The organism is Arthrobacter sp. TB 26 (assembly GCF_000427315.1).
In the GTDB taxonomy this organism is placed as follows: domain Bacteria; phylum Actinomycetota; class Actinomycetes; order Actinomycetales; family Micrococcaceae; genus Arthrobacter.
This window is the reverse complement of record NZ_AUPJ01000243.1, coordinates 1-23656: the sequence shown is the minus strand read 5'-3', so window position 1 is coordinate 23656 and position 23656 is coordinate 1. Positions and strand designations below refer to the sequence as shown.

Annotated in this window: 18 protein-coding genes and 1 pseudogene; 7 read left to right on the top strand and 12 right to left on the bottom strand. The window is 63.3% G+C overall.

The window, feature by feature from the left end; translation table 11 throughout:
- Positions 1-505 precede the first annotated feature (505 nt).
- The 3 genes from K789_RS0108755 to K789_RS0108745 all read right to left on the bottom strand — a co-directional run bounded on the left by K789_RS0108755 (position 506) and on the right by K789_RS0108745 (position 3059).
- Positions 506-1957 (bottom strand): ribonuclease H-like domain-containing protein, encoded by a 1452-nt coding sequence (locus K789_RS0108755; protein ID WP_024366430.1) that lies wholly within the window; start codon positions 1955-1957, stop codon positions 506-508.
- The gene (locus tag K789_RS0108750) at positions 1954-2229 is read right to left on the bottom strand and encodes a DUF4258 domain-containing protein (RefSeq protein ID WP_024366429.1); all 276 of its coding nucleotides are present in this window, start codon (positions 2227-2229) and stop codon (positions 1954-1956) included. Before K789_RS0108750 ends, K789_RS0108755 begins: the two co-directional genes overlap by 4 nt.
- Positions 2230-2381: 152 nt before the next feature.
- Entirely contained in the window at positions 2382-3059 is a 678-nt protein-coding gene (locus tag K789_RS0108745) for a hypothetical protein (RefSeq protein WP_024366428.1), read from the bottom strand.
- Between the two features lie 382 nt (positions 3060-3441).
- Between K789_RS0108745 and K789_RS0108740 the strand changes: the two genes are divergently transcribed.
- From K789_RS0108740 to K789_RS0108720, 4 genes are all read left to right on the top strand, one after another.
- A complete protein-coding gene (locus tag K789_RS0108740) occupies positions 3442-4023 on the top strand; it encodes a recombinase family protein (protein ID WP_024366427.1) in 582 nt (193 codons plus the stop codon).
- A 184-nt stretch (positions 4024-4207) separates the two neighbouring features.
- Positions 4208-5077: a GIY-YIG nuclease family protein gene (locus tag K789_RS0108735; RefSeq protein ID WP_024366426.1), complete on the top strand. Its 870-nt coding sequence runs from the start codon at positions 4208-4210 to the stop codon at positions 5075-5077.
- Positions 5078-5937: 860 nt separating this feature from the next.
- Positions 5938-6834, top strand: a complete 897-nt coding sequence (locus tag K789_RS0108725; protein WP_128081588.1) for a hypothetical protein — start codon at positions 5938-5940, stop codon at positions 6832-6834.
- Entirely contained in the window at positions 6831-7850 is a 1020-nt protein-coding gene (locus K789_RS0108720) for an ImmA/IrrE family metallo-endopeptidase (protein ID WP_024366423.1), read from the top strand. The genes K789_RS0108725 and K789_RS0108720 overlap by 4 nt, the downstream gene beginning before the upstream one ends.
- Before the next feature lie 458 nt (positions 7851-8308).
- Here the strand turns inward: K789_RS0108720 and K789_RS0108715 are convergent, their stop codons facing one another.
- On the bottom strand, positions 8309-8626 hold the full coding sequence (locus K789_RS0108715) for a hypothetical protein (protein WP_024366422.1): 318 nt from the start codon (positions 8624-8626) through the stop codon (positions 8309-8311).
- Positions 8627-8906: 280 nt separating this feature from the next.
- Here K789_RS0108715 and mobC point away from each other — a divergent pair, with 280 nt between their 5' ends.
- From mobC to K789_RS0108700, 3 genes are read left to right on the top strand one after another with little or no spacing between them, the layout of a single operon-like run.
- Positions 8907-9269 carry a plasmid mobilization relaxosome protein MobC gene (gene mobC / locus K789_RS0108710; RefSeq protein WP_237739554.1) on the top strand — a complete coding sequence of 121 codons (363 nt, stop codon included), beginning with the start codon at positions 8907-8909 and terminating at the stop codon, positions 9267-9269.
- Positions 9269-10828 carry a relaxase/mobilization nuclease domain-containing protein gene (locus tag K789_RS0108705; protein ID WP_024366420.1) on the top strand — a complete coding sequence of 520 codons (1560 nt, stop codon included), beginning with the start codon at positions 9269-9271 and terminating at the stop codon, positions 10826-10828. Before mobC ends, K789_RS0108705 begins: the two co-directional genes overlap by 1 nt.
- 17 nt (positions 10829-10845) lie before the next feature.
- On the top strand, positions 10846-11634 hold the full coding sequence (locus tag K789_RS0108700) for a hypothetical protein (protein ID WP_024366419.1): 789 nt from the start codon (positions 10846-10848) through the stop codon (positions 11632-11634).
- A gap of 208 nt (positions 11635-11842) precedes the next feature.
- Here K789_RS0108700 and K789_RS22685 read toward each other — a convergent pair whose 3' ends face one another.
- The 8 genes and pseudogenes from K789_RS22685 to K789_RS26135 all read right to left on the bottom strand — a co-directional run.
- Entirely contained in the window at positions 11843-14215 is a 2373-nt protein-coding gene (locus tag K789_RS22685; RefSeq protein ID WP_237739553.1) for a DEAD/DEAH box helicase family protein, read from the bottom strand.
- 303 nt (positions 14216-14518) lie between these two features.
- Entirely contained in the window at positions 14519-16360 is a 1842-nt protein-coding gene (locus K789_RS0108690) for a site-specific DNA-methyltransferase (RefSeq protein ID WP_024366418.1), read from the bottom strand.
- 416 nt (positions 16361-16776) lie between these two features.
- Positions 16777-17202 carry a DUF4913 domain-containing protein gene (locus K789_RS0108680; protein WP_024366417.1) on the bottom strand — a complete coding sequence of 142 codons (426 nt, stop codon included), beginning with the start codon at positions 17200-17202 and terminating at the stop codon, positions 16777-16779.
- Complete coding sequence (locus K789_RS0108675) at positions 17195-18964, bottom strand: type IV secretory system conjugative DNA transfer family protein (RefSeq protein ID WP_024366416.1); 1770 nt, start codon at positions 18962-18964, stop codon at positions 17195-17197. Before K789_RS0108675 ends, K789_RS0108680 begins: the two co-directional genes overlap by 8 nt.
- Positions 18964-20556, bottom strand: coding sequence for an ATP/GTP-binding protein (locus K789_RS0108670; protein ID WP_024366415.1), 1593 nt, complete (start codon positions 20554-20556; stop codon positions 18964-18966). The genes K789_RS0108675 and K789_RS0108670 overlap by 1 nt, the downstream gene beginning before the upstream one ends.
- Positions 20556-22067, bottom strand: a complete 1512-nt coding sequence (locus tag K789_RS0108665) for an SCO6880 family protein (RefSeq protein ID WP_024366414.1) — start codon at positions 22065-22067, stop codon at positions 20556-20558. The genes K789_RS0108670 and K789_RS0108665 overlap by 1 nt, the downstream gene beginning before the upstream one ends.
- Before the next feature lies 1 nt (position 22068).
- On the bottom strand, positions 22069-23433 hold the full coding sequence (locus K789_RS24520; protein ID WP_035739455.1) for a hypothetical protein: 1365 nt from the start codon (positions 23431-23433) through the stop codon (positions 22069-22071).
- Positions 23433-23656, bottom strand: a pseudogene (locus tag K789_RS26135) (hypothetical protein); the annotation flags it as partial. The pseudogene K789_RS26135 and the gene K789_RS24520, both read right to left, overlap by 1 nt.

The following is a 23656-nucleotide window of genomic DNA, read 5'->3' as shown; positions in this document are numbered from 1 at the left end:
CACGCCCGTTCCGTCGCCGTTCTGCCAGATCCTCACGGTCGCGTATCCGTGCTCAGCGAGGGCCGCACGGCACCCGTGGCAGTTCTCGGGGTCGAGGCCTTCCATGATGGGACCTGAAGCTACACCCGGTCGTGTCCACTGCATGGTCACCTCGCCAACGCGCTTGCAGTCAGGGCACTCAATTCGACTAACGTTCACGGTCAAGCCTCCGCTTGTTCGTCTCGTCGCAGCCTTGGGCCGCATAACCGATGCTTATCCTAGCCATCGCTTGTCGTCGGGAGAAGGGCCCGACCCCTCCCCTTACTTTGGCAGAACTCCCGGGATCACGGCCGACGGCGAGTCCGCCATGAACTGTCCGTTAGCCGGTCCTCCACCGGCCGTCGGCCCGTATTCATGAGCGCTCTTCTTAAGGCGCGTGATTCCGGCCTCCCGGATGTAATTGTGGGCGCTATGTGGCGTCGTTCTGTCAGCGATGTGTGGCGCGCGGGAACAGGGGGCCCACGGCTCAGCGGTTCTCCTGCGGCGAAGCCAATGCTTTCAGTTCCCGCGTCAGGGCGAGGGTGGAGTCCAGATCGTCGCGGTTGTAATCCAAGAGCTGCTGCTTTGTGTCCTGTCTTGACCTGCCGGATTCGTCTCTCATCCTGAGGTACAGGCCTTGCGCTTCCATCCCGCCGGTGACATTGGAGTTGCGCGGGAAGGCGAAGTATTCGGCCAGTCCTTTCAACCCGAGACCGGATGCCGGAAGCCGGAAGCTCCTTTGAGCCCACACGTACAGGTCGCAGTGGTTCCGGCCGGCGAGCGGATCCTTGGTCCCGAGCCTCCCGGCGGCCCTGCGTGTCGCCGGGAGGTCGGCCCCGCGGCCTGCCCAAGTCACGATCGGCAGCTGGGGGTGCGTGTCGAGAAGACGTCCGAGGTCTTCGAGAAGACTTTGTTCGTCCGCATCGGTGTCGTCGGCCCACAACTGGTGGACCAACGGGGGGCCGAAGCCTTTCGCCACGACGGTGCCGGCCAGCCAGACACGCTCCCCGAACGGCTGCGTCAGGTACTCGAGGTCGAGCACGATGAACCCGTCTCCGACGGGCGGCGGGGCCCCGAAGAACTGGGCAGAGCCTTCACGGTACGCGCGGGCATGGTGCTGCCAGCGCTCTGCCATCGAAGGGGAGCAGCGCCGCAGTCCAGCCTGGCGGAGAGCTGCGGCGAGAGCGCCTGGATCCCATTCGAGCAGGTCGAGGTAGTCGTGCACCCCGAGGTCTGAGAGAGCCTTTTCGTACTCGCGGCCGACGCCGAACAGCAGGCTTACGTGTCGGCGGGCGGTCACGCTCTGCAGGACCTCGTCCCGACGAACGCCGGTGCAGACATGGCATCTGCACAAGCGGGGCTCCATCGGTGTGATTCGGGCTTGGCGGACTAAGGCGAGGTAGCTCGTCACCTGTGCGATCCGGTGCGGTGGGATGGCAACTTCGACAGGGTAAGGTTCACCGTCGCGGCGAAGCACCATGAGGCCTCTGGGGTCATCAGTTCCCTTGGTGCGGCGCGGTGCCAGGAGCAGCCAGTAGAAGGCCAGCTCGATCTCGTCGTGGGGCTGGACGTCCTTGTGGGACTTGTATTCGATGGGCCACAGGGCTCCGCCCTGCGGGTCTATGCCGTCGGGCATCCCGTAGATCTTGAGCTCCACATTGAAGAGGAGGGGTGGATGCAAGATGATCGTGCCCTGGGCGAGCAGTTCGTCGAGCTCTTCGACGGATGTGAGCTCGATGGTGGGGGCCATTGCGTCGACCCGGTCATGGAATTCCTGGCCCTGAGCGATGAGGTCAAGGATGAAGTCGTCGAAGAGGTCTGCCGGGTCGAGCTCGCCGCGGTGCAGGAGCGAGTACGTGTAGGGGCAACGGACGTAGGTCATCAGCTCGGTCTTGGTCACCCATTCCTGGGAAAGCTCCGACGCGGCTGGCGTGATCATGCGTGGTACCTCGCCTTCTGGGCGAGCCAATAGTTCTGGCTCCGGAACACGGCGGTGATGATGGCACCGGTGGATTGGTCGACAACGACACCGATGCCGTCGCGTTGGCGCATCTGGCGGTTGGGGCCGTAGTCGCTCTGCTCGTAGGTCACGTCGGGCTGGTTCAGGGCTCTGAGCAGTTCGGCGTCGGCGATGCCGCGTTCCGCGGCTCGCTTGCGCGCGTGGTAGGTCAGGTGCCAGGTGGGGGCGGGCTCGTGGGTCTGGTCGAACATCTATTTGGCTCTCTCTGTCGACGGCGCATGTGCGCCGGTGGGTGGGTGAGAGCCAGGTCCATCCCGTACGCTTGGGAGTGGTGGGACCGTGCGTACGTGCGGATCCTGGCGCGAGGGGCCCGTTGACGCGGGCCCCTCGTTGCATTTCCGAGTCAGCCGCCTGCCTCTTCGCCGGCGGACTGTGAGGCGGTGCCCGGCGGGTTCGACGCTGTGAGGCTGTCGCTGGCCAGCATGCCGTGCTCCATCCCGCTGAGGATGACGAGCTGCCGGCGTAGAACCGCTTGGTCCTCCTCAACCAAGGGCTTCAGTTCGTGCCAGACCCGCCTTGCGGCGTCGACGAATCCCACTAGGTATTCGGTTGCATCAAGCCCCAAGTCGCGCCCTTTGCCGGAAAGATCCTGGTAGGCGACGTCCTCAGACCCGTTCTTGAGCAGCCACGGGCCGAGAGTTTCGAATTCTTTACCGACGTCGAGGTAGCTTTGCGTTCCGCTCGCGTCATCCGCCCATCGCACCTCGTACATCGGATCTTCACCGGCTTCTGCCTCGAGCTGCTCCACGATCAGTTCGTCCATGTCCTGGAGCTCCTTGACGGTCGCGGCCTCTCTTGCCCAACGAGCACCTTCGTCGGCGCCCACGGCCCGATGTCCCTTGGGGGTCGTGCGCTGGAGGCGCAGTGCAGCGCGCAGCGACTCTATCTTGATGCCGACCCCTTGGCCTTTGGCCTCCAACGCTTCGCGGAGTGCCTGTTGGCAGATCTCGGATGCGTTCAGCTCCGCAGTCTTGACCGAAGTCGCCAGCGCGTCCTGCAGATAAATGTTCAGTCGAGCCATCGTTCTTCCTCTTTCCTCGTATGCACAGTATGCATTTGTATAGAGTGCATGTCAATGTTCGAAACCTATTCGACTTGTGGTCGGGACCCCCAGACGAATAAAAGGTTGCTCCGGAATCTAGAGGTTTACGAGACGCGTGCGGCCAACCGGCCGGAGAAGCGGGTCTGTATGTGGGCTAAGCGTCGTTCGGGATGCAGTTGGGATCGTTGTCATGGGGAATTAGGCGCGGGGGAGGATGTCCGTTAGCCGGTCCTCCACCGGCCGCCTTCTCGGATCCAGAGGCACTCTCAGTAAGGTGCGTGATTCCGGCGTTTTCGGATTCCCGTAAGACCCGCCCGTAAAACTGCCCGGTGAAGGTGCCCTGAACGCTACACTCAGGGACATGCTAATCGGATACGCCCGTGTCTCCACCAACACCCAGGACCTCACCACGCAACGGACAGCTCTCGCTGCCGCCGGTGTGGATCCAGATGCGATCTACGTCGACCACGGATTCACCGGAACTAAGCGTGAACGGCCCGGGCTGGGCAAAGCCTTGGCCGCGTGCCGGAACGGGGACACTCTGGTGGTGAGCAAACTCGACCGTCTTGCGCGTTCCCTGCCTGATGCCAGGGACATCGCTGACGAGCTAACTCGTAAAGGTGTGGCCTTGAACCTTGGTGGCAGTATCTACGACCCCCATGATCCGGTGGGTAAGCTGCTGTTCAACGTCTTGGGCATGGTTGCCGAGTTCGAAGCTGACCTTATCCGGGCCAGGACTCGGGAGGGAATGGCGGTGGCAAAGGCCAAGGGCCGGCTCCGGGGTAAGAAGCCAAAGCTCTCGAAAGCCCAAGAGAGCCATCTGGTCAGCCTCCAACGAGAGGGAGCGCACACGACGAGCGAGATCGCGGAACTCTTTGGTGTCGCGCGCTCCACGGTCTACCGGGCCGTTCAGCGCGCCGCGCCAGACTCACCATCGAGATGACAAATATCGCTGTGATTCGCAACCAGGCTTCTCTCCACTCCCGAACGGCAGATTGGCTTCGATGAATTGAACGCGTTGGGCCTTCAAAGTTGGGTCGTAACAGCTCCGAACGGAGTAGGTGCCTTGGATTCGTGGTCCCCTTTCGGCCGGGATAGCCAATTTAACGAAAGACAGGGAGGGACAGATGGAAACAACTACTGCACAACCGCACTCCTCAGGGACCTTCGAGGGCCACCTCACTCTCGGCAACATTCTCGAGGCGGCCGGGGTCGATCCGAGACAGGTGCTGCTGCTTCGTCACACCTATACGAAGACAGGGTTGACCGGACCCGACGATCTCACACCAGCAAAGATCATGGCATACGTTCGCGAACAAGGGGTCAATAGCTCTAAATTCCCCGAGACTCCACCACTCATCTGGCTGAACTTCATCGCCGTCGGAGGTAACCGCTGCAGGTTCCTCAACGCCTACGAGAACAAAGGCGAAGCTCCGGCCGAACGAACCGAGACGCGGCGCTTCTACGACCTGGTGCCATCCTTGTGCCTGGCCACCTTCCAAAATCGGCTGGTCATCAATTGGTCCAATGACCCAGTCAACTGGGCGAAGCGAGGGGAGTTGGGTGCCGGCTTCCGTGTCACAGAGATCGCCGACGCCCAGGCCCTGGCCTTTCCGGGCTTCGATAACTTGATCCTCTCGTTCAGCGAGCTGCAATCGGTCATTGAGGACTCCCGCTATGAAAGCTGGCGGACGGTGCTCAAAGCGGTCCAGGGAATCTACCTGATCGCCGACACGAAAACGGGACAGCTTTACGTGGGGAAGGCTGACGGCAGCGAACGGATCCTGGGGCGCTGGAGTGCATACGCGAAGACCGGCCACGGCGGCAACGTCGCACTGCGCAGCCTCGATGATCTGGACATGTCCCACCGGAACCATTTCCAGTTCAGCATCCTGCGCGTCTTCAGCCCCGGCGCTTCAACAATGGAGATCGACGCAGCCGAGGCTCACTACAAGCGTGCGCTTCTTAGCAGGCAGTTCGGGCTGAACCGCAACTGACCCCGAAAACTGAAGGGAAGGCGTTGTTTGCTGCTCGTGCACGAACCCGATAACGGGGCCTTGTCGTTGTTGATGAGGAAGCCATCTCCCGATGGTGTGATTTGAGAGGTCGGGTGCGCCGCCGGGGACGTTGGTCTGCGTTGCTGATCAATCGTGGAATGACGTGTCCGGCCCTTGTGCCCGGCTACCAGAGGTATTGTCCAATCCGAGAGCCAATTCCGTTGGGGAGGAACCATGCCGCTTGCCGCCTATCTGTCCGATGAGCGAGGGGGGAAATCGACTCACTGGCAGCGGATGATGTTGCCCAGCTGGAGCGCTGGATGACCCATGGTGCACCGAGGTCAGGGACGCCGACGCGTCGATTCAAGGACAAGGCAGAAAATTGACCTTCAAGCAACAGGCTCCGATCTCCAAATGCGCTGTCACAGCTGCACCCTAAGATTGAACTCATGCCTGACAGTACCCCCGAGAACGGCGACGTTTATTACGTCTACCGAAGGACAACGACGGCACCGTGGACGCTTTCCAAGCCCTCCCGTCCCATGGCCTGCGTTGCCAAGCGCCCACCCGAGTCTGACACTTGGAAGGCGATGGCGCGATCGTCCACCGATGGCAGACCAGAGCAGGGCGACATCTTCAGCCCCGTCCAGCCCGCGTTGGGGTTGGATAAGGCGGGGCATTGGTCCTTGCGGTGGCTGCATGACGTTTTGCGGGAAAAGACCGGAACACAGGCCTGCGAGTTCAGAGGCGAACTGACCGACCCTGAGAAGAGCCAGGTGCTTGCCCTCTATCGGAATCGACATAATTGACGGCAGAGAGTAAGTTAGCAATTTCGTCCGCTCTGAAGGGGGTACCTGACGATGAACAAATCAACGACAGCCCCTGAGGGCCTAAACGACGACTCAGCACAACTCTGGCTTGCCGGAACCGGAGACTACACGGTTCGAGCCGGAGACTTGTGGACCCTGGCCTGGGACGGTGAACTCCTGGGCCATGTAATGGTCGCTTCACTCAAGGACGGTTTCTTCCTGGGCTGGCCTGTAACCCTGCCCGGTGAACAATCGTTCGCGCCCGGCATACTCTTGGAAAGCGGCCTTGGCGTCACCGTGACAGTCTGGCCGACACGGGAGACTGGACTAGGCCTTCACCTTCTGGAAAGACCACTCGGACACCTGCTGGACGTCCGGGAGATACGCCGGATTGCTGCTTGCCTGGATGAGGGCGAGGACCCCGGCATGCCGTTCGCAGCCGATCCCACTGGTAACGCGCGCTGGGAAGAATCCTCAAGAGAGATGACTCAGCACTGGACGGAACTGTGCTTCCATATCGGGCGCTCAGACCACGAGGCAGTCTTCCTTGATCAGGCAAAGATTAGGGAACTCGGCGGCAGCGCCCGGGAAATCGGCAACCTGCTTCATTTGACGCCTGCTGAAACCCGCACCTATTGGGATGCTGAGCAGGAGCTCCCAACCCACTTAACCGAGATGTTGCTTAAGCACTACGGCGTTGACGCTGAAGGGATTACCCGCCAAAGTCCTGCCTTGCGGTGGTGGGACATGCTGGCGCTGCCCTCCTATAAGGGAGAGGTGGAAGCGGCCTGCAGTCAGCGTCAGGAGAGTGAAGAGATCATCCGGTCAGAAGTGGCGAGGAGCGCATACGGGCTCGCTGCACGTCAGGACAGCGATGCATTGGCAGACCAGAAGCTCCGGGACGCCATCCGGCGGACAGCAGCAGTTGGGTCGAATGGGGCGAAATGACAGACTGGGGCGGGATGCTGAAGGCCGCTGATTACGTTGGCATCGCCCAAGCTCTTCTGAGCGAAGCGGAGAACCTCAACTTCGCACTACTCCGGGATGACCCGCGGGCGGCCATCGAAGAGATGCCCACCGTGACCGTCGAGGTGCAGGACACCCTCCCTCATGGGTCATGTGGCGGCGGTTACTACGATCGGGCAACATCCACGATCTACATCCACCCCGCCAGCCCGCGACGCAACAATTTCACGCTCCTGCACGAGCTGGGCCACCACTTCCAGCAGCACCACGCGGAGTGGGCCTTCGTCCTAATGGATGACTTGCATCCCCTTCAAAGGCGCAAGGTCGAGGAACAAGTCTCTGATCAGTTGGCGGCAGAGGTCCTACTTCGATCGGCGGTGACGGAGGAGACGGACCCATTTGTGCAGTCTCCTGCGCTAGTCATGGCAGGCCTTCACGAGAGCTCGGAGGCTTCCCGTTCCGCGGCCCTCAAGCACGTGGCCTCCGTCTTGATGCACCAGGCGAAATGGATACTCGCCGTTGCCGATTTGGACGGCAGAGTCCAACTGGCGACCTCGACGTATGGACAGTATCCGCCCAAGCGCGACATGATTCAGCCCGGGTTCGCCCGCCTGGCCGCCGAAACGGGAGTGGGGTTAACCCGGCGAAACTTCACCGAGGGGCTCGTGTACCAACGCGGCCGGGAACTGCATGACATGAAAGTCGAAGCTGTGCTCGACTACACCGGCATGTACGTTTTTGTTGCCTTGACGCCGATCGAACGATTCGGGATGGGAAACGTCGTGCCAGCTTGGTACTTGTGCGGGCGAAACGGATGCGCCGTCGAGGACTACTGCGCGGACGTCGACAGTGAATGGTGCTCGGACTGTAAGGAGCCTAAGTGTCCAGGCTGCGGTGACTGCCGATGTGAACGTGTCATTCAGTCGACCCGATGCCCTTCCTGCAATGTCACGATCACGGCTTATGAAGCCGCTGGCGGGCTCCACGAATGTTGGTAACCAACGCCAGTCGGACTGTGGATTTGTGGTCTAAGGCGGCGTTCTGTGATCGCTTGGTCTCGCTCTCAGGGATGCGACGCGACTAGTTGCATGTGCCACGCACTCAGTGGCAGCAAGAGGCCCCCCGAAAAGGGCCTCTTTTTGTGTTCCGCTCCGTTCTTCCCCCATCCCAATAGAGGCCGAGATGTCTGCGGAGAGTGAGCGGTCACGGGTGGGGCCGAAGGCACATCACGTAGTGACGCGCAGCGCCCTTGACGGATCACTTGGAGCAGCGACGATTACAGGATGGGAGGGGGGTCTCGGGAGGCTGTGCACATCCGCCGGTTGCGTTGGGTGAGGTTCCCGGGCGTGGTGACCTGGCGGTTGTGTGCAGGCGGTCAGCTGGTTCCTGTCGTCCATCATGTGTGCAGGAAAAGCCCGAAGGATAGAGCTTTTGCTGTGCACATGTGGGCGAGAGGCTATCCGTGGTGCTGCGGCTGCTCGGTCTGTTCCGATGCCTCCAGCGTCGGCGTGCTGCGACGTGTCGCGCGCTTGCGTACGCGCAGCTTCTTCTCCGGCTCGCTTAGGCCGGCCGAGCGCAGTTCATCGGCGGTCCACCCGGCGGTGAGTGCTGCCTGGTAGCGGCGCGCGTCTTCGTCTTCGGCCGCGTCAAGGGCGTCGCGTGCGTCGGCCACTTTCTGCCTCGACTTGACCAGCTCCCGTACAGAGTCCATCCGGTTGCTGAGCCGCTGCTGTAACTCGTGTTCGATCTTTTCTGCATCAATGTGGGTAGCCATGGCACTCAGTCTAGCGGAGCGGGTTTTCAGCCCGCCAGAGATACCGAAAGGACGCAGCATGGCGGAGCCGTGCCCTCGCGGTCCACGAAGGTGGACTTTATTCGCGTCGGATCACCGGACGGAGCAAGCTATACACTTATGTGCCATAAGTGTGCTTGATCCTCGACATCGTGCCGAGGATGCGTCACACTGGATGTGTGATCCCGGAGAATCCGGGGCGCTGCGCTGGGCATGGAAGGGCGGTACTGCAATGGCTGAGGAACAGAGTTCCAGCCGTCGCTTGAACCGTCGTCGCCGTGCGAACATCGACGGTGAAACCCAGTACGTGCGCGTCTCCATGTCGGAACAGGAGCGGACCCGCCTTTACGTACTGGAAGAACAGACCGGGCGCAGCCCCTCAGAGATCCTGGTCAGCGCCGCACTTTACGCGCAGTCCTCCGATTCACTGGCGGAGCGGCGCGCCCTGGCTACTGAGTTCATGGCAGCCCGCCGCTACCTGGCGGCACTGTCCAACAACGTGAACCAGCTCGCGAAGCATGCCAACGCCACCGACGAGTTTCCCGAGGAAGCCCGTGTGGCCGTGGGCCGCGTCCGCGCAATTGCGGACCGCATGAACGGCATCATCGACGGGTTGGCCGGCTGATGATTCCGAACATCACCAAGGGTGACCGCATGGCCGGACTGCTCGTGTACTTGGCAGGGCCTGGCCGTGCCAACGAACACACCGACCCGCACCTGGTGACAGGTTCCGCGCCGATCATGGCGTGGCATAACGACGACCAGCTGAACCGGGACGCGGCCCTGTCGATCGCGCACCAGCTCGACCAGGCGAAGAACGTTCTCGGAGTGGACGTCAAGGGCGGTCACGTATGGCATTGCTCCCTGAGCCTGCGCGCCGAGGAAGGCGACCTGACCGACCAGAAGTGGGCAGAGATTGCCAACGACTTCATGGACGAAATGGGATTCACGGAGGCCAGCGGCAAGGCCCCGGTCTCGTGGGTGGCAATCCGCCACGGACACAGCAAGGCCGGCAATGACCACATCCATATTGCCGCTTCCATGGTGCGCGAAGACGGCACCAAATGGAGCAGCCACCTCGACTTCAAAAGGGCGCAGGAAAGCGCGCGCTCTTTGGAGCAGAAGTACGGTCTGGAAGAGCTGTCGCCGGTCTACGCCATGCGCGGGTTGCGCCCGGGCGAACGCGAAGCAGCAGAACGACGAGGAGCACCGGAACCGGAGCGCCGTTCACTGGCCCGCAAGGTCCGGGCCTGTGCCACTGCCGCACAGGATGAGGCGGAGTTTGTGCGCCGGTTCCGCCGTACCGGTGCCATGATCAAACCGCGTTACGCAGCTGGACGTGATGACGTCGTGGTTGGCTACTCTGTTGCCGAACGTCCGCCCAAGGGGGGCCGGCCCGTGTGGTTCGGCGGTGGCCACCTGGCCAAGGACTTGACCCTTCCGCGACTACGCGGAGCGTGGACCAACAGTCCCGAGATGGCGGGCGAAGCTGTAGCCGAATGGGGAGCAGCCGCACGTGGCCGGCGGCCCGTCAACGTTGGCCGTGAGGCGCACGAACCAGATCCCCAGATATGGGAGCAGTACAGCAACGAAGTCGCGCGGCTGCGTGAGAGCTTGCGAGCTGTCCCGATGGACGACCACGCGACCTGGGCGCAGGTCGCCCGGGAGACGTCCGGCGCGTTCGCAGCCTGGTCAACAGCCACGGAAGCGACACCGGGACCGCTGGCAGCTGCGGCCGACGAATTGTCCAAGACGGCACAGCTGCGGCGTTACCCGGCCCGGCCGGTCCGCAGCGTCGGTCCGTCTGCCCGCGGCGCGTCTTTGGTTCTCATGGCGGCCACCATGGGAGGCGCCGGAACGGCCGCGCAAGCGATCATGCTGCGCCAGCTGCTGAACGTGGCGAAGGCCGTCCACGACATGCACAAGGCGTCCAACGACCTGCGCAGGGCACGCCAGATCAGTGACCTGGTGAAGAACCAGCTGAGCCAAGTGGCAGCCGCGCTGCCGAGCGTCCCCGTATCAGTGCCGGCGGTAGACGACGAGGCAGCTGAGGCTGCGCGGACGAGCGCGGCCGGCCAGACACCGGCACGCTCCGCCAGCTCAGTGCTGCCGCCGAAGTACGAACAGGCACGCACCCACGCAACCACCCGAGGCGGGACCACCCGCCCGGACATTGAGAGATAACACCAGGAGGGGGAACCATGAGTGAATCTGACGGCATCGAAGAGGCTATCGAGGGAATGTCACGCGTCGGACTGACTGTCGCCGGCCGGCTCGGTGAGCAGGTGGCCAGGGCACGCGAGCAGGCCCTGCGCCGCGCCCAAGCGGCCGAGGAACAGCAAGCCCGTGAGCTGGAGGCCCGGTTCGACGCAGAGCGCGCAGCAGCCCGTGCACAGCTCGCCCCGGTGATGGACAACCGCTGGTGGGACACGGCCAGCGGCCACGACGTCGAGAGGGTGCACCAGACAGCCACCGCGTGGAAGGATCACGACCCGGCGGCGCGCAGCGCGGGCGAGGCGATCCGGGACCAGGTGCAACGCCGCTACGGCCTGGACGTGGACAACCTGGGCGCCGACGACGCGTCGGTGGCCGCTGCCCTGGCGAAGGCCGAACGGGACCGCGAACAGGCAGAGAAGGAGCGCAGCACCGGCGGTGATGAGAACAGCCAGGCTACACAGCTTCTGGCTGAGGCCGCCCGGGAGGACCAGGACCGCGAACAGGACGTGACCGAAGAGAACCAGCGGCCCGAGGCGATGGGCGAAGAAGCAGGCATCAGGTACGACTCGGCCGAGCGCCGGCAGGAGCTGGCCGCCAGTCTGGAGGGCGTGGCCGACCGCGAGGCGGTCCAGGCACGGCTTAGCGCCGACCAGGACCAGGGCACCCCGCCCAGCGCAGCCGTTGTCACCGCACCAGAGCGCAGCCCGAAGGCCCGCAAGACGCGTGGAGCCAACGGCCAGACAAAGCTCTTGCAGAAGGGCATGAGTCGCTAGAACCAGAGAACAGTAGGAGGGGCCGGCATCACATGGTGCCGGCCCCTCCTACTGCTACGTAGCGCCGCGCTGGCGTTGTCGCATCGCCAGTGCGTCAGCAGTGGACGGCAGACTAGTCCGCCCATCTTTCTCACGTAAGTCGGACTTGTCTCACCGAATTGACTGGTCGAGGTTCTTCGTTTGTCTCAGACAGTATCCCCGATGTGCGTTACAGGCGTCCCAGACGGCTTAGGAAGTCAGATGATGTGAATGCGCCTTCCAAGGGCTGCACATCGTCCTGGAAGACCATGTAGTAGCGGTACATCCCGCCCGCGGCGTTCGCCCACTTCTCACCGAGTCTGATCTTGGCGCGGGAGTCATCGTTCTTGAGCATCTCGCCCTTGGACTCGACCAGGACGATCTTGCCGCCCTTGGTGCACACGATGAAGTCCGGGTAGTGGTTCATGGGCCCATTGATGCAGAACGCATTAGGCGCTCGTTCGACGACCCGGTGCCACCAGGCCACGTTGTCCAACGCGGCGACCTTCATGATGAGGTCGCGCTCCTCACCGTTCATGCTCGCTTCGGCCTCGTACAGCGATCCGCCGACCGAGGTGTTGGGCTCGGTGAGCGAGATGCGTTCCGGGAGCTGATAGGTCGAGCGAACACCGATCGATTCATCGTCCAGCCCTGCTTCGAACACGGCCATGCGGTGCTCCACAAGGAATCCATCGATCTTCGCGCGGATGCGAGCCGCCGCCGCGTGCGGAGACGTCTCGAGGACCTTGAGCTGTGCGCCATCCAGGTTCTCCACGACCCGATGCACGTAGCGCCTCAAGTCCTCCGAGAGGATCGCGTTGTAGTTCTTCTTATCGAGGAAACTGAAGATCATGTCGCGGCATTCGCGCACTCGGCTCTCCATCGGCAGCGAGTCGAAGTGCTTGCGGAGCTCCTGCTGCTGCCGCGCGTTCATGATGAACGCCTTGGGCCTGTCCCCATCGCCTGTGCGCACATCCACGGTCACGATCTGCTCGGCGGCGTGGGCGAGGTCCACGTTGGAGTCACGGCCGTTGAGGCTGAACCCCTCCGTCAGACCCGCAGGCGACAGCGGCACCGCGGACTCGCCTTCGAAAGAGACGAACAGGTCGTCGGTCTCGACGTAGAACCTCGGGAGCCGCAGCGCGAGGGCCTGGTCCGAATGGGCTGGGCTTATCGCGTAGTGGGGCACCTTGTCCTCCAAATCCGTTGGCAGCGAATTCTCGGACGCCGTCGCCAGCGCGTCTTCCGCCTTGCGTTCGTAGTCGTCGCCAGCCTTTTCGGCGACGCGCACCATGTCCTCAACGGACGTCGGCACCACATCTGCTTCGTCGGTTCCGATTCGCTCCGAGACGGCCTCGACATCGAACTCCAGGAACTCCTCCTCCGCCGTGCCAGGCTCTCCCGAGGGAACGCCCACCTCGTCCGATGTGGGCGATGCAGTCGGCGTGGGCGGCGTGGGCTGAGCCGCTTCGTCCACGGGCAACTGGTCCGCCACGCGGTAGTCGCGGGCGGTGAATCCCGCCGCGTTCAACCCGGCGACCACGTTGTCGATGGTGGATCGGAAGTCGTTCGACGACGTCAGGACATAAGAGGTGTTGAGCAAACCGTTCGCGTGGTGCTTGGTGTGGGGCTGACGAAGGACGCGCCCGAGGATCTGCTCGACGTCAACCTGGCTGGTCTTGTTGGCCAGGGACGCGAGCACGTACGCGAATGGGCAGTCCCAGCCCTCCTTGAGGGCGTTGACGGTGATGATGAACCGGATCGGACACAAATCACTGAGGAGGTCGACGCTCTTCAGCTCGTCGATGCTGGCCGTCTTAATGGCGATCTGGTCGTGAGGCACACCAGCGTCGATCAGCTTGGCACGAAGCTTCTCGAAGGACGTTGCGTCCTCCGAAGTCCTGGGCTGCGCCTGGAACAGCACTATGGGTCGGATGTACTCGCCGCCTGCCTCGAGCTCGGCGGCAGCGGCCTGCTCCAGGACTCGACGAATGTCGATGGCGTCAGTGATGACCTCAGTCTGCGACGCCTTGTTGTAGACCACGACAGGCAGCTTCACCATGTGCTCGGCCTTGAGGGCCAACGCGTCCACGTAGGCGATGATGTTGGACTCGGTCTTCGGGGTCGCCGTCAGGTCCAGCACGAACGAGGGATTGAAGTTGCGCAGCATCTCCTTGGAGAGATCGCTGCGTGCATGGTGCGATTCGTCCACGATAACTAGGGGCTCGAGCTGGTTGATGACCTGGAACAACGCGGTCTCGTCGGCGTCGTCGATCGTCACCTGTGCCGGGCCGAGAGCGGTTCGGAATGGCTCCAACGCACCGTTGGCCTGGAAGGCCTTGCGACCCTCCTTGCTCGCCGAGCGGAAAGAGTCGTACGAGAGCACCATCACCGTGAGCTGCTCGGCGACCGTCGCCGGGTTGAAGTTCTGCCCCGCCAGCAGTTCCTTCTTCGAGTACACCTCGACGCGAGAGCCGAAGTCCAGGTTCAGCTGGTGGCGGTACAGGTGGCTGGGGTCCTTGAGCGCAGCGAGGGTCTGCGTGAGGATCGCATCCGAGGGCACCAGCCATACCACGGCCTTCGNGCTTGCGAATCGGCAGCGCGTCGAGGATCGGCCGCACCGACGCGCACGCCAGCAGGGTCTTACCCCCGCCGGTTGGCACCTTGTAGCAGACGTGAGGCACCCCATCGATGATGTTCTGATAAGAGCGAATCCCACCCGCACCGACCGCCACCTGCTTGGACGCCCAGTAGTCCGCGAACGCCGCGGAAAGCGAGTCGGTCTGTTTCAGGTGATCCAGGTAGGAAACGAGGTCGCCGATCACTCGCTTCTGGTATTTCTTGAGTTCCATAATGGGTCCTTGACTCACAGCCTCGTAATGTCGCGCGGGATCTTCTTGAACGTGATGTTCAGGCCCGAAAGCTCCCGGTCGCTAAGCGTGCAGGTGTCGGCATAAATCACCAGAGCGTCCGACATCACCTCGGGAGACAGGGAGGTGATGTACTTGCGGCCCAGATTCGTGACTTCGTCGGCTTCGTAGATGAAGTGATAGGCGACGTGCCGATCGGTCCCCAAGAAATACGGATGCGCCTCTGAAAACTCCCCTGGCACCGTCGTCTGGGTCTCGGTGAACCAGATGTAGTCACGAATCCGCTCAGCCGGCACCGAGGCATTCAAATTGCCGTCGACGAGCAGGGGCTCTCCGAGCTCGTAGTAAGAGAACGAACCGCCTGTGCCGGACACATCGAAGTCCCGAGTGCGCGTGGCGACTACCTGCACGAAGGATGAGCCAATCTTCCCGGCCACCTTCGTGACCACCTTGGGACGGGACACCGTCGTGTACTCGCTATCAGCGTCGTCGGCGACCTGCGCCGCTTCGGCCAGGATCTCGGGAGCGTTCTTCAGCGCACCCAAGGTCAGCTTCTGCTCGAACAGCACTACCTCCTCAGAGGTCGCGCCCGCGTACCCGCTGATCACGCGGCGCACTCGTTCAGCCGTGACCTCGTCTGCGTAGTCGCCCAGCTCGACAAGGATGAAGCTGCGGTTCCCGCCATCTCTCTTGTTGAGGTTCAGGACGGCCTGCGCAGTCGTCCCCGACCCCGCGAACGAGTCGAGCACGATTGCATTGGGGTTGCTGTTGAGAGCGACGAGCCATTCGAGCAGGCTGAGCGGCTTAGGCGTGTCGAACTTCTTGGAACCGAAGATCGCCTTGATGACTGCCGTTGCCTCCGCGTTCGTGCCGTAGCCGTCAAGCCACGTGTTCCATCCGAACGAGCTCGTGATTTCACGGATCTTCTCGTACGGCACCCATCGCTCCGTCTCGCCGTCGACTGAGACCCCTTTGTCATACGGCGTGAGCTCCCAGTGCGCGAAGCCGGGATCCACGAGAATCTGTGCCATCCCGCGATGGTCCTTGCCCCAGCGCCAGTACCCCTCGGTCCCGTCGTTCTTGATCGGCAGCACGACTGTTCCGTTCGGAGCAGTGACCGGGAACCACAGCGTAGGCCTGTCGGAGCGGTCGGACGTGGCTCCCCACTTGCGCAGCTCGCGCCCCTTCTTGTACGGCCCGAGCGAGTCGTGGAGATTGAGCGCTCCGCTCTCCTTCTCCTCCATCGCCAGCATGCTCTGGTCGCCCTTGGTGTAGATCAGGAGGTACTCGTGCCCGGTGCGCAGGGCGGTCTTGTCCTTCCCGCCGCTGGGCTCGGAGCGCACGGGCGCGTAGGCGAGCCTGTTGGAGGGGCCGAAGATCTCGTCCATGACCTTGCCGAGGCTCGCGAACTCGTTGTCATCGATGGAGATGAAGATGACGCCGGTGGGGGCGAGAAGCTTGTGGAGCAGTCGAAGACGCGGATACATCATGCACAGCCACTTGTCGTGGCGTGAGAGGTCCTCGCCCTCCTTGCCGACGACGTCGCCCAGCCACTTCTTGATCCTGGGGTCGTTGACGTTGTCGTTGTAGACCCAGCCCTCGTTGCCTGTGTTGTAGGGCGGGTCGATGTAGATGCAATCGATTCGGCCCTCGTACTGCGGGAGCAGCGCCTTGAGAGCTTCGAGATTATCGCCGTGGATGACCATGTTCGGCGACCCGTTATCGTCCGTCTTCTGGCCACCCTCATCGAATGAGTACTTCCGGTCAAGGATGCGGAAAGGCACGTCCAAGTGGTGAGTGATGACGTTGGCTTTGCCAACCCAGGTCAGCTCAGGCATCGGAGCCCGCCTTTCGATGCGGAGTCACAACGCGTTCGAGGCGACGGAGCATCGTGGACACAACGCCTCCGACCCGTACTTGGCGAATGGGCCATGGAGAACGTGGGCGACGCCCACACAAAGCTCGACAAAACAGACACGAATGGAAAACTCTCCGGTTCTCACGAGGCCAAAGGCCAGGCCCCGGGGAGGCCCACCTTTCTACTTGCCTATCACTCTAGTGGGACTTCGCATTGGCGAATTCCTCCTGCGGTCCGCCAAGGCCTCGAAGCCGGCGACCACGAGGACACCCGCGATCTCCACGACGACCGTTAGCGACGGATCGAGCTGCGGCACGTCTAGCAGCTGCTTTCTGGGGTGCTCGGGCTTGATGAACGTCCGAATCGAGCATGACGACCACGGCGAAAATTGGTTGTCTAGAACAGGCCTGCGGGTGGTTCGTCGCAGGGCAGTGGTGTGAGTTTGGTGCGGTGGCCGTCGTCGGGTGTGCAGCCTTTGAAGGGTCCGTCGGTGGAGAGAAGGGCGGTCATGTGATGGTCTGCATGGTCGCGCCACCACACGCTCATTCCCGTGGTTCCGTCCAGGCGCAGAAACTCCCAGGCCCGCCAGAGTGCTTCCAGGCGGCTGATCGCTTCCGCGTGCTTCCACCACTGCGGGCACCAGGTCACTCCGCCTTGTACGTTGAGCTGCCGGCGGTAGGTGGTGGCCAGCTTGTCGCTGACGAACTCCGCGACGTTCGGATAGAACAACTCAGGCGCGTCCGCGTCGTCCCCAGCCGGCTCTGTGGCGTCAGCTCCGGAGTCCTCCAGCTCGTCGTCCCACTCCCCCAGTCCCTCACTCATCGGAGGCACCCGCAGTGATCCACCGGTTGCCGGCAGGGGCCGCCGGCCGGTTGGCCGGATCGTGTGCAGCGATTGACGCCCGCACTGCTTCTGCATGCGGGCCGCTCATCCAAGGCACCGTTTCCAGCAATGCAGCGGGGGCACCGGAGGCGAACATGATTGCACGGCCCCGAGGGAACGAGGCCAGGTCCGAAACGTCCAGGGTGCGTTCCTTGCGGTCATCGTCGTGGCTGTAGGAAGTCCCCTGTTTGGACCGGCTTTTGGTCATGTTGGAGTACCGGTACTCCCCCACCAGCTGCGCGAGCTCGTTCAGGAACTCGGCTTCGGCCACGCCGCCGCCGTAAACCTTGATGTTGGCTGCGCTCCACAGCTTGCGCATCCCATCACGGCCCCAAACCTCCACGCCCTGGGACCAGGACTGGAGGATAGTCATCAGGACGATGCCCCGAGATCCGTAGTGGCTGTACAGGTTCGGCAGCTCACGCCACCGGCAGACGTTGGCCGCTTCGTCCAGGACGCCGATCATGGGCGTGGCCAGCCGGCCGCCAGGTGAGTAAACGGCCAGCTCTTCGGCGGCCTCGACCGTGGCCACGGTCAGTGCCGTCACCAGAGGGCCGGCGGTGCCCTTGCCCTCCTTGGAGAGGCTGTACAGCGTGCCCTTGGACCTGACGAACGCGGCCGGATCGAACTGCGGCCGCTCGTCGTTCTCGCCCTGCGGAGTCACCCAGCGGGCCACTTGGCGGTTGGTGAGGCAGGACGCCATTTGCAGCGCGGTGCCGTAGACGCCGCCGCGCTGCTTCTCGGGCGCGTTGACGACACCGCCCACGGCGTTGGAGGTCTGGATGAAGCCGTGGGCCTTGAGAATGTCCACGGCCTCATCGTCCGCCGGCCGAGTCAGCCAGGTGTGAACCTGCGTGATCGGCCGCCCGTCCAGAGCGGCCGCGAGCAGGAGGCCGGCCAAAAGATCCTGGCCGGCGGGATCGAAGTATGCATCTGTCTTGGCGTCCGGGCCACGGGAGCCGGCGGCGAAGTGGTCAGCCAGGCGTGCTGCCCGCACTTCGTCCGTGACGTAGCTCAGCGGGTTCCACCACCAGCTGGGTTCCTCGAGGGCCACGGACTGCGGATCAAAGACCCACACCGGCCCATCGGCGGCCCGGACGTCGCGCGTGCCGTCCACGATATCGCGCTTGTTCGAGGTCACCAAGGCAGCGCCCGGGGCGGCCAGGATTGCCGGGATTGCCCGGGAAGTCGTCTTGCCGGTTCGTGGCCCCCAGATGTCGATGTGCATGTCTTCCCAGGAGCCGTAGACCAGCTGACCGCCCAGAACCGTTTTGCCGACCGGGACGCCAGGCGATCCTTTGACGCCCAGGCGCTCGGCCGTTGCCGTGGCCCCGCGCAGGCTCAGCGCCCGCAGATCCCGGCCTTTGGCCATGTGCTGGGCGGCGACGTCCACGCGGGAACGCCGGGAACGGCGGCGCAGCACGCCGCGGACCACCAGGACGGCCAGGGCCACGATCACGACGCCGAAGGCGATCAGAACGCCTGTGGCGGCCGCCGGCCAGGTGACCTTGTGCGTGAACAAACCCAAGACCAGCTCGAACGGGTTGACCGGCAGCTTCTGGCCGTCGCCGGCAAGAAGCGACGCCAGATGCACGGCCCCGGTCACGGAGCCGACTCCCAGCACCACGAGGGTGATGAAGATCCAGAGCAGGATCGTCTCACCGGTGAGCTGGGACCGCTTGCCGCTGTTTGGTGCACCCATCAGTTTTCCCCTTCGTCGTGCCAGCGCTTGTTTGTATCGTGGAGCGATTTTTCGACACTGGTTAGCTTCAACGCCACGGGAATGCCGGGGCGGCCGCCGACTTTGAAGAGGAACTTTCCGAGCCCGGGCCGTACCCGCTTGCGGGAGCCGCCGACGTCGGTCCACGATCCCGGGTCAGCCCATGAAGTGAGGCGAGCCTGTTCGGCGCGGGAGAGTGTGACAGCCTTGTTTAGCTTCTCCATCTCACCGCTGGGCAGCGCCCCGCAGACCACCATGCCGGACCGTTCGACAAATCCGCGTGCCTTCATCCGTTCGGACTCGGTAGGTAGGGCTTCCAAGTCGCTCATGGTGTGAGTGATCATGGCCTGCCCCACGCCTTCTGTGCGGTTCAGGCGGGTCAGGGAGTCCACCCGGTCCACCATGCCTTCGCCTGAGCGCAGCGCCCGCCAAAGCTCATCCATCACCACAAAGTAGTTTCGGCGCGGTTCGAGCCCGGCGTCGGCCAGGGCATGGGCAACCTGCACGGTGGCAAAGCCGGTGGACCAGCAGGCCAGCAGCGAGGCTGCCTGAATGTCCCGCTGGGTATCGGAGATCCCCGAGAGGTCGAAGACAACCGGCTTGCCGAGGTTCATCGGCTGGTCCGTCGGCTGAGAGAACATATCTCCGAACCGGCCCGAGCCGTTGAGGGAGTACAGCGACGTGCGCAGCTGGTCCGTTGCGTCCAGGTACCGGGACATATCGCCACGATCCAGGGCAATGTCGCGCAGCTCGTCGGGAGCGTCTTTAATGACCGCGATCAGATCGCCGATCAACGGCACCCGGTCCAGCCGTTCGTCCAGGATGTGCAGCGCCCGGTCGATCATGGATTCTTCGTGAGCGCTGGGCTTCTGGTTCCGCACAATCGTAATTAGCGCTGTCACCATGTTCAGCCGCCGGTTGTGGGCGTCAGCCATGAGTTCTTGGGCCAGCTTCTCGGCTTTCGCCGCCTTGCCCAGTAGGCGCTTCTTCTCGTTCTCATCCGAGGTCCGATTGGCCTTGGCCCGGTTCTCTTCGGCGGCGGTGAGCAGCCGGATGGCCGCGCCCGTTGCTTCGCCGGGATCAAGGACGTTCAGGTGGCCACGGCCAGGCCCCAGGCTAATGACCTGGCCGCCCATTGCCCTGATTAGGTCAACGTAGTCCGGCTTCAAATCCCCCAGGATCAGGGGGTTAATGCTTCGGCCGGCGAGGCCCAGAACGATATGCCGCACCAGCGTGGACTTGCCGTAGTGCGGCAGGCCCAGGACGAACATGGACGGGTTGTTGATCATCCCGTGCATGAACCAGCTGATGGGGTCTCCGCCGAACGGTGCGCCCGTGTCCGTGTGGACACCAATGGGCACACCGAGAATCGGTGTACCCGAGCCGCCGACAAAGGGCCACAGCCCGCAGACCTGCACGGAGGTGCCGCGCCACTCGTCGGCGGCCGTTACATAGGCCGCTTCACCCTGGCCACGGCCGCGCCAGCCACGCAAGCCCGGGCGGCGAACGACGGCGGCAGATAGCGTTCGCGGGCCGGCGGTGGTCCTCTTGTGCTTGGTCTTGCTACCGAACATCACATGGCCTCGCGGATCTCTTCGGGAACCTTCAAATGCTTAGGCAGGACAAGACCGAGCGGCAGCGAAGCCGCGAAAGCCGAATCCTGGGAGCCGTAGGCGCGGCGCATGAGCAGCCTGGCCGACGGGCCGAGGTTGCCTTCGACCGTGGCCACTGCATCGTCCAAGCCGCGAGCCGACAGCACCGTGGCCGTGACCACCATGCCGAAGTTGACCAGTCCGGCCCCCTTGGCCTCTTCCGCTGCGGTGGCCTGCGCTGCACGGGCGTCCACGAGTGAACGGGCCGTGGGCCGGTTCGTCGATGATGCCCTGGTCAATGCGTTTGTCTGGTCCGACTCGACAATGGCGGCCGCCCGTCCCGACTCAATGGGTCGGTACAGCAGCGTGACGCGCTTACGGTCGATTTCCGCATGCGGGGCAACCAGACGGGCCAGCACGGAGGACAGGATGTGGCCGCGCGGTGCGCCGGTCATGGTCCAGGACACCGAGTGCCCGGAGTCATGCCGGTACCCGGCCCAGTCCGCCTGATGGGCGGAAGGGCCAACCTCGCCCCACGTCAGGTCAACGGGCGTGCCCTGGTAGTGCGCTTCATCAATGAGGCGGGCGGCCGCCGGATCATAGGCAACCCGTACCACCTCGCAGAGCTCCTGAGCATTCAACGGAGCGCAGGCACCGGCACCCGTGGATTCGAGGCGTTCCGTCAACCCGGGAAGACGGGAGGCCAGATCCCGTGCGATTTCTTCGGCCGTGCGGCGCTTACCACCGGACCGGGCAGCGGCGCTGAATGTCAGCGCTACCCAAGCCCGGATCGTGGCCGATCCCTGCGGGTACGTTTCCAAGGCCTCGCGCAGCATGGCCTTGGCAATCGCCGGGGCATCGTCGTGAATGTTCGACTCGACTTCCCGGCGCAGGCGGGCGCCGGAATCCGGTGCCGTTTCGACCGTGACGGACGCAGCCACCACAGCGGGCTCATTGGACAGGCTGGCCAGCCAGCCGCCCCAGTTGGCCACCCAGGCATCCACCTGTTCGGGATCGACTAGCGACGCGCCGTCAGGCTGCGTGCCGAATACAACCGTGTAGTGGGCTGTTGACGGAAGGTGGATCAAGGCGAACGGGCGGCCGTAGGAGTCGTGGAACTCGTACAGCTTTGAGCCGGCCGCGATACCCGGCAGCTGGAACTCCCCCCAAGGCGTCAGCCCGAGCGGGCCGGAACGGTAGATGTTGGTCTTCTTACGGCGGGCCGAGTGGAACGCCAGACGACCGAAGGCACGTTCGCCCAATGACTTGTTGTGCTTGTCGTTCACAGAGACGACAGCCAGGGCCAGGCCCAGCACAATCAAGGCAATCAGACCGGCCAGCCAGCCGCCGATGAAGAAGCAGATAACGGTAACGATCAGCCCCAGGAACAAGCCGGCCGTGGCCAAGCCTCCCAGTGTGCCGATGCCGGCCCTGCGCGGCCGCCGCCAGTTGCCGTATGTCGGTTCACGGTACGTATTTTCGATAGCCGCCATGTCAGGCACCCCCTGTTGATTCTTCACTCATGGTCTTGGCCGCCCCTGCGGCCGCCTTTCCTACCTCAACACCCGCAGCCACAGCAACACCCGCCGGCCCGGCCGCTGCGGCCGCACCACCTGCAGCTGCACCGCTGCCTCCAGCTGCGGCACCGCTGCCTCCAGCTGCGGCACCGCTGCCACCAGCTGCGGCAGCTCCACCGCCTGCCGATCCGGCAGAAGACGCCTCAGCACCCGAGGCAGCAGGCGCACCGCCACTGGTCCCGGAACCGCCAGACTTGCCGGCCGTCCCAGAGGATCCGGCGTCGCCCTGGCTACCAGTGCCAGACGGCCCTTGCGATCCAGACGAATCGCTGGAACCAGCGTTGGAAACGCTGCCGGCAGAACCGCCACCACCTCGGCCAGCACTACCCATGTTGATTGCCCCCGAAGCCAGCCCGCCTACGGCTCCGGCAGCCATTCCGCCGCCCCCAGACGCTACGGCCCCGACCATCGGTGTAACGAACCGCATCAGGGCCGGCATGGCAAACAGGGCAACAACCATCAATGCCAACCCTGTGACCGTGGCCAATAAGGCAGAGCCGAACGTTGCACCGTCTCCCCCGCCTCCAAAGATGTCTGTTCCAACCAGCCTGAAAGCTGTTGCGTAGACGATTGCCGCCGCCGGCTTATAGAGAATGAAAGCAATCAGCCACGCCGTGCACTTCTGGAACCAGCTCTTGCCTGCCTCCGTATTCGTGAAGGCAGCCGCTGTAGGGAAGATGCCCGTCAGAATGACGAGCAGGCCGCCCCGGACAACCATGAGAACGATCTGGATCACAGAGGCAAAGATCGCGATTAGGCCCAGCAAAATAATCATGATCGAGCCAAGCGGGCTCGTAGACGAAAGTGCCAACATCGTCCCGATCTTGTCGTTGAACGACGTTCCTTGGGTGGAGTTGGTGATGATCCACGCGGAGAACTGATCGGCCGCAACGGTCAGCAGTCCTACGGCTGCAACACCCGCGCCGGATACGACAACGAGAGTAGCCAGGGACCGGCCCAGATCACGCATTGGTGCGCCCCTGCGCTCAATGATCATCTTGGCCGCCCCCACCAGCACAGACAGAACCGCCAGAGCAGCCGTCCAGAACCACAAGCTGTTCTGCAAGAACTGAACGGGATCGCTCGCAGTGCTTCCTCCAGGCGAGGCAGTGAGATTCGGAGTGCCGACGTTGACCCAGAACGTACCCAGAGTCTTGACAGTCTGTCCCACCGCATCAGCAATGGCTTTGGCCATGTTCTTGATGGCATCCCCGGCAGCGTCTTGGACGACTTGGCCAACCTGGCAGCCCGGATTAAAGAAGTCCCAGCCAGTGCAAGCCATTACACACCGGCCCACGGGACATAGCCGCTGATATCTGGAATCTGGCCCGCGCCGGTACTACCGGTTGCTGGGACAATGATCTTCCAATCGCCGGCATGCCACTGGAGGGGAACAGGGATGGAAACAAACGCCCCGTTGTCTCCCTTAAAGGCCAAGTCGATTACTGCCTTATCAGAGCTATAAGAACGAATCGCAAATCCGGCCAGTTGAGCCGTAGAAGTGG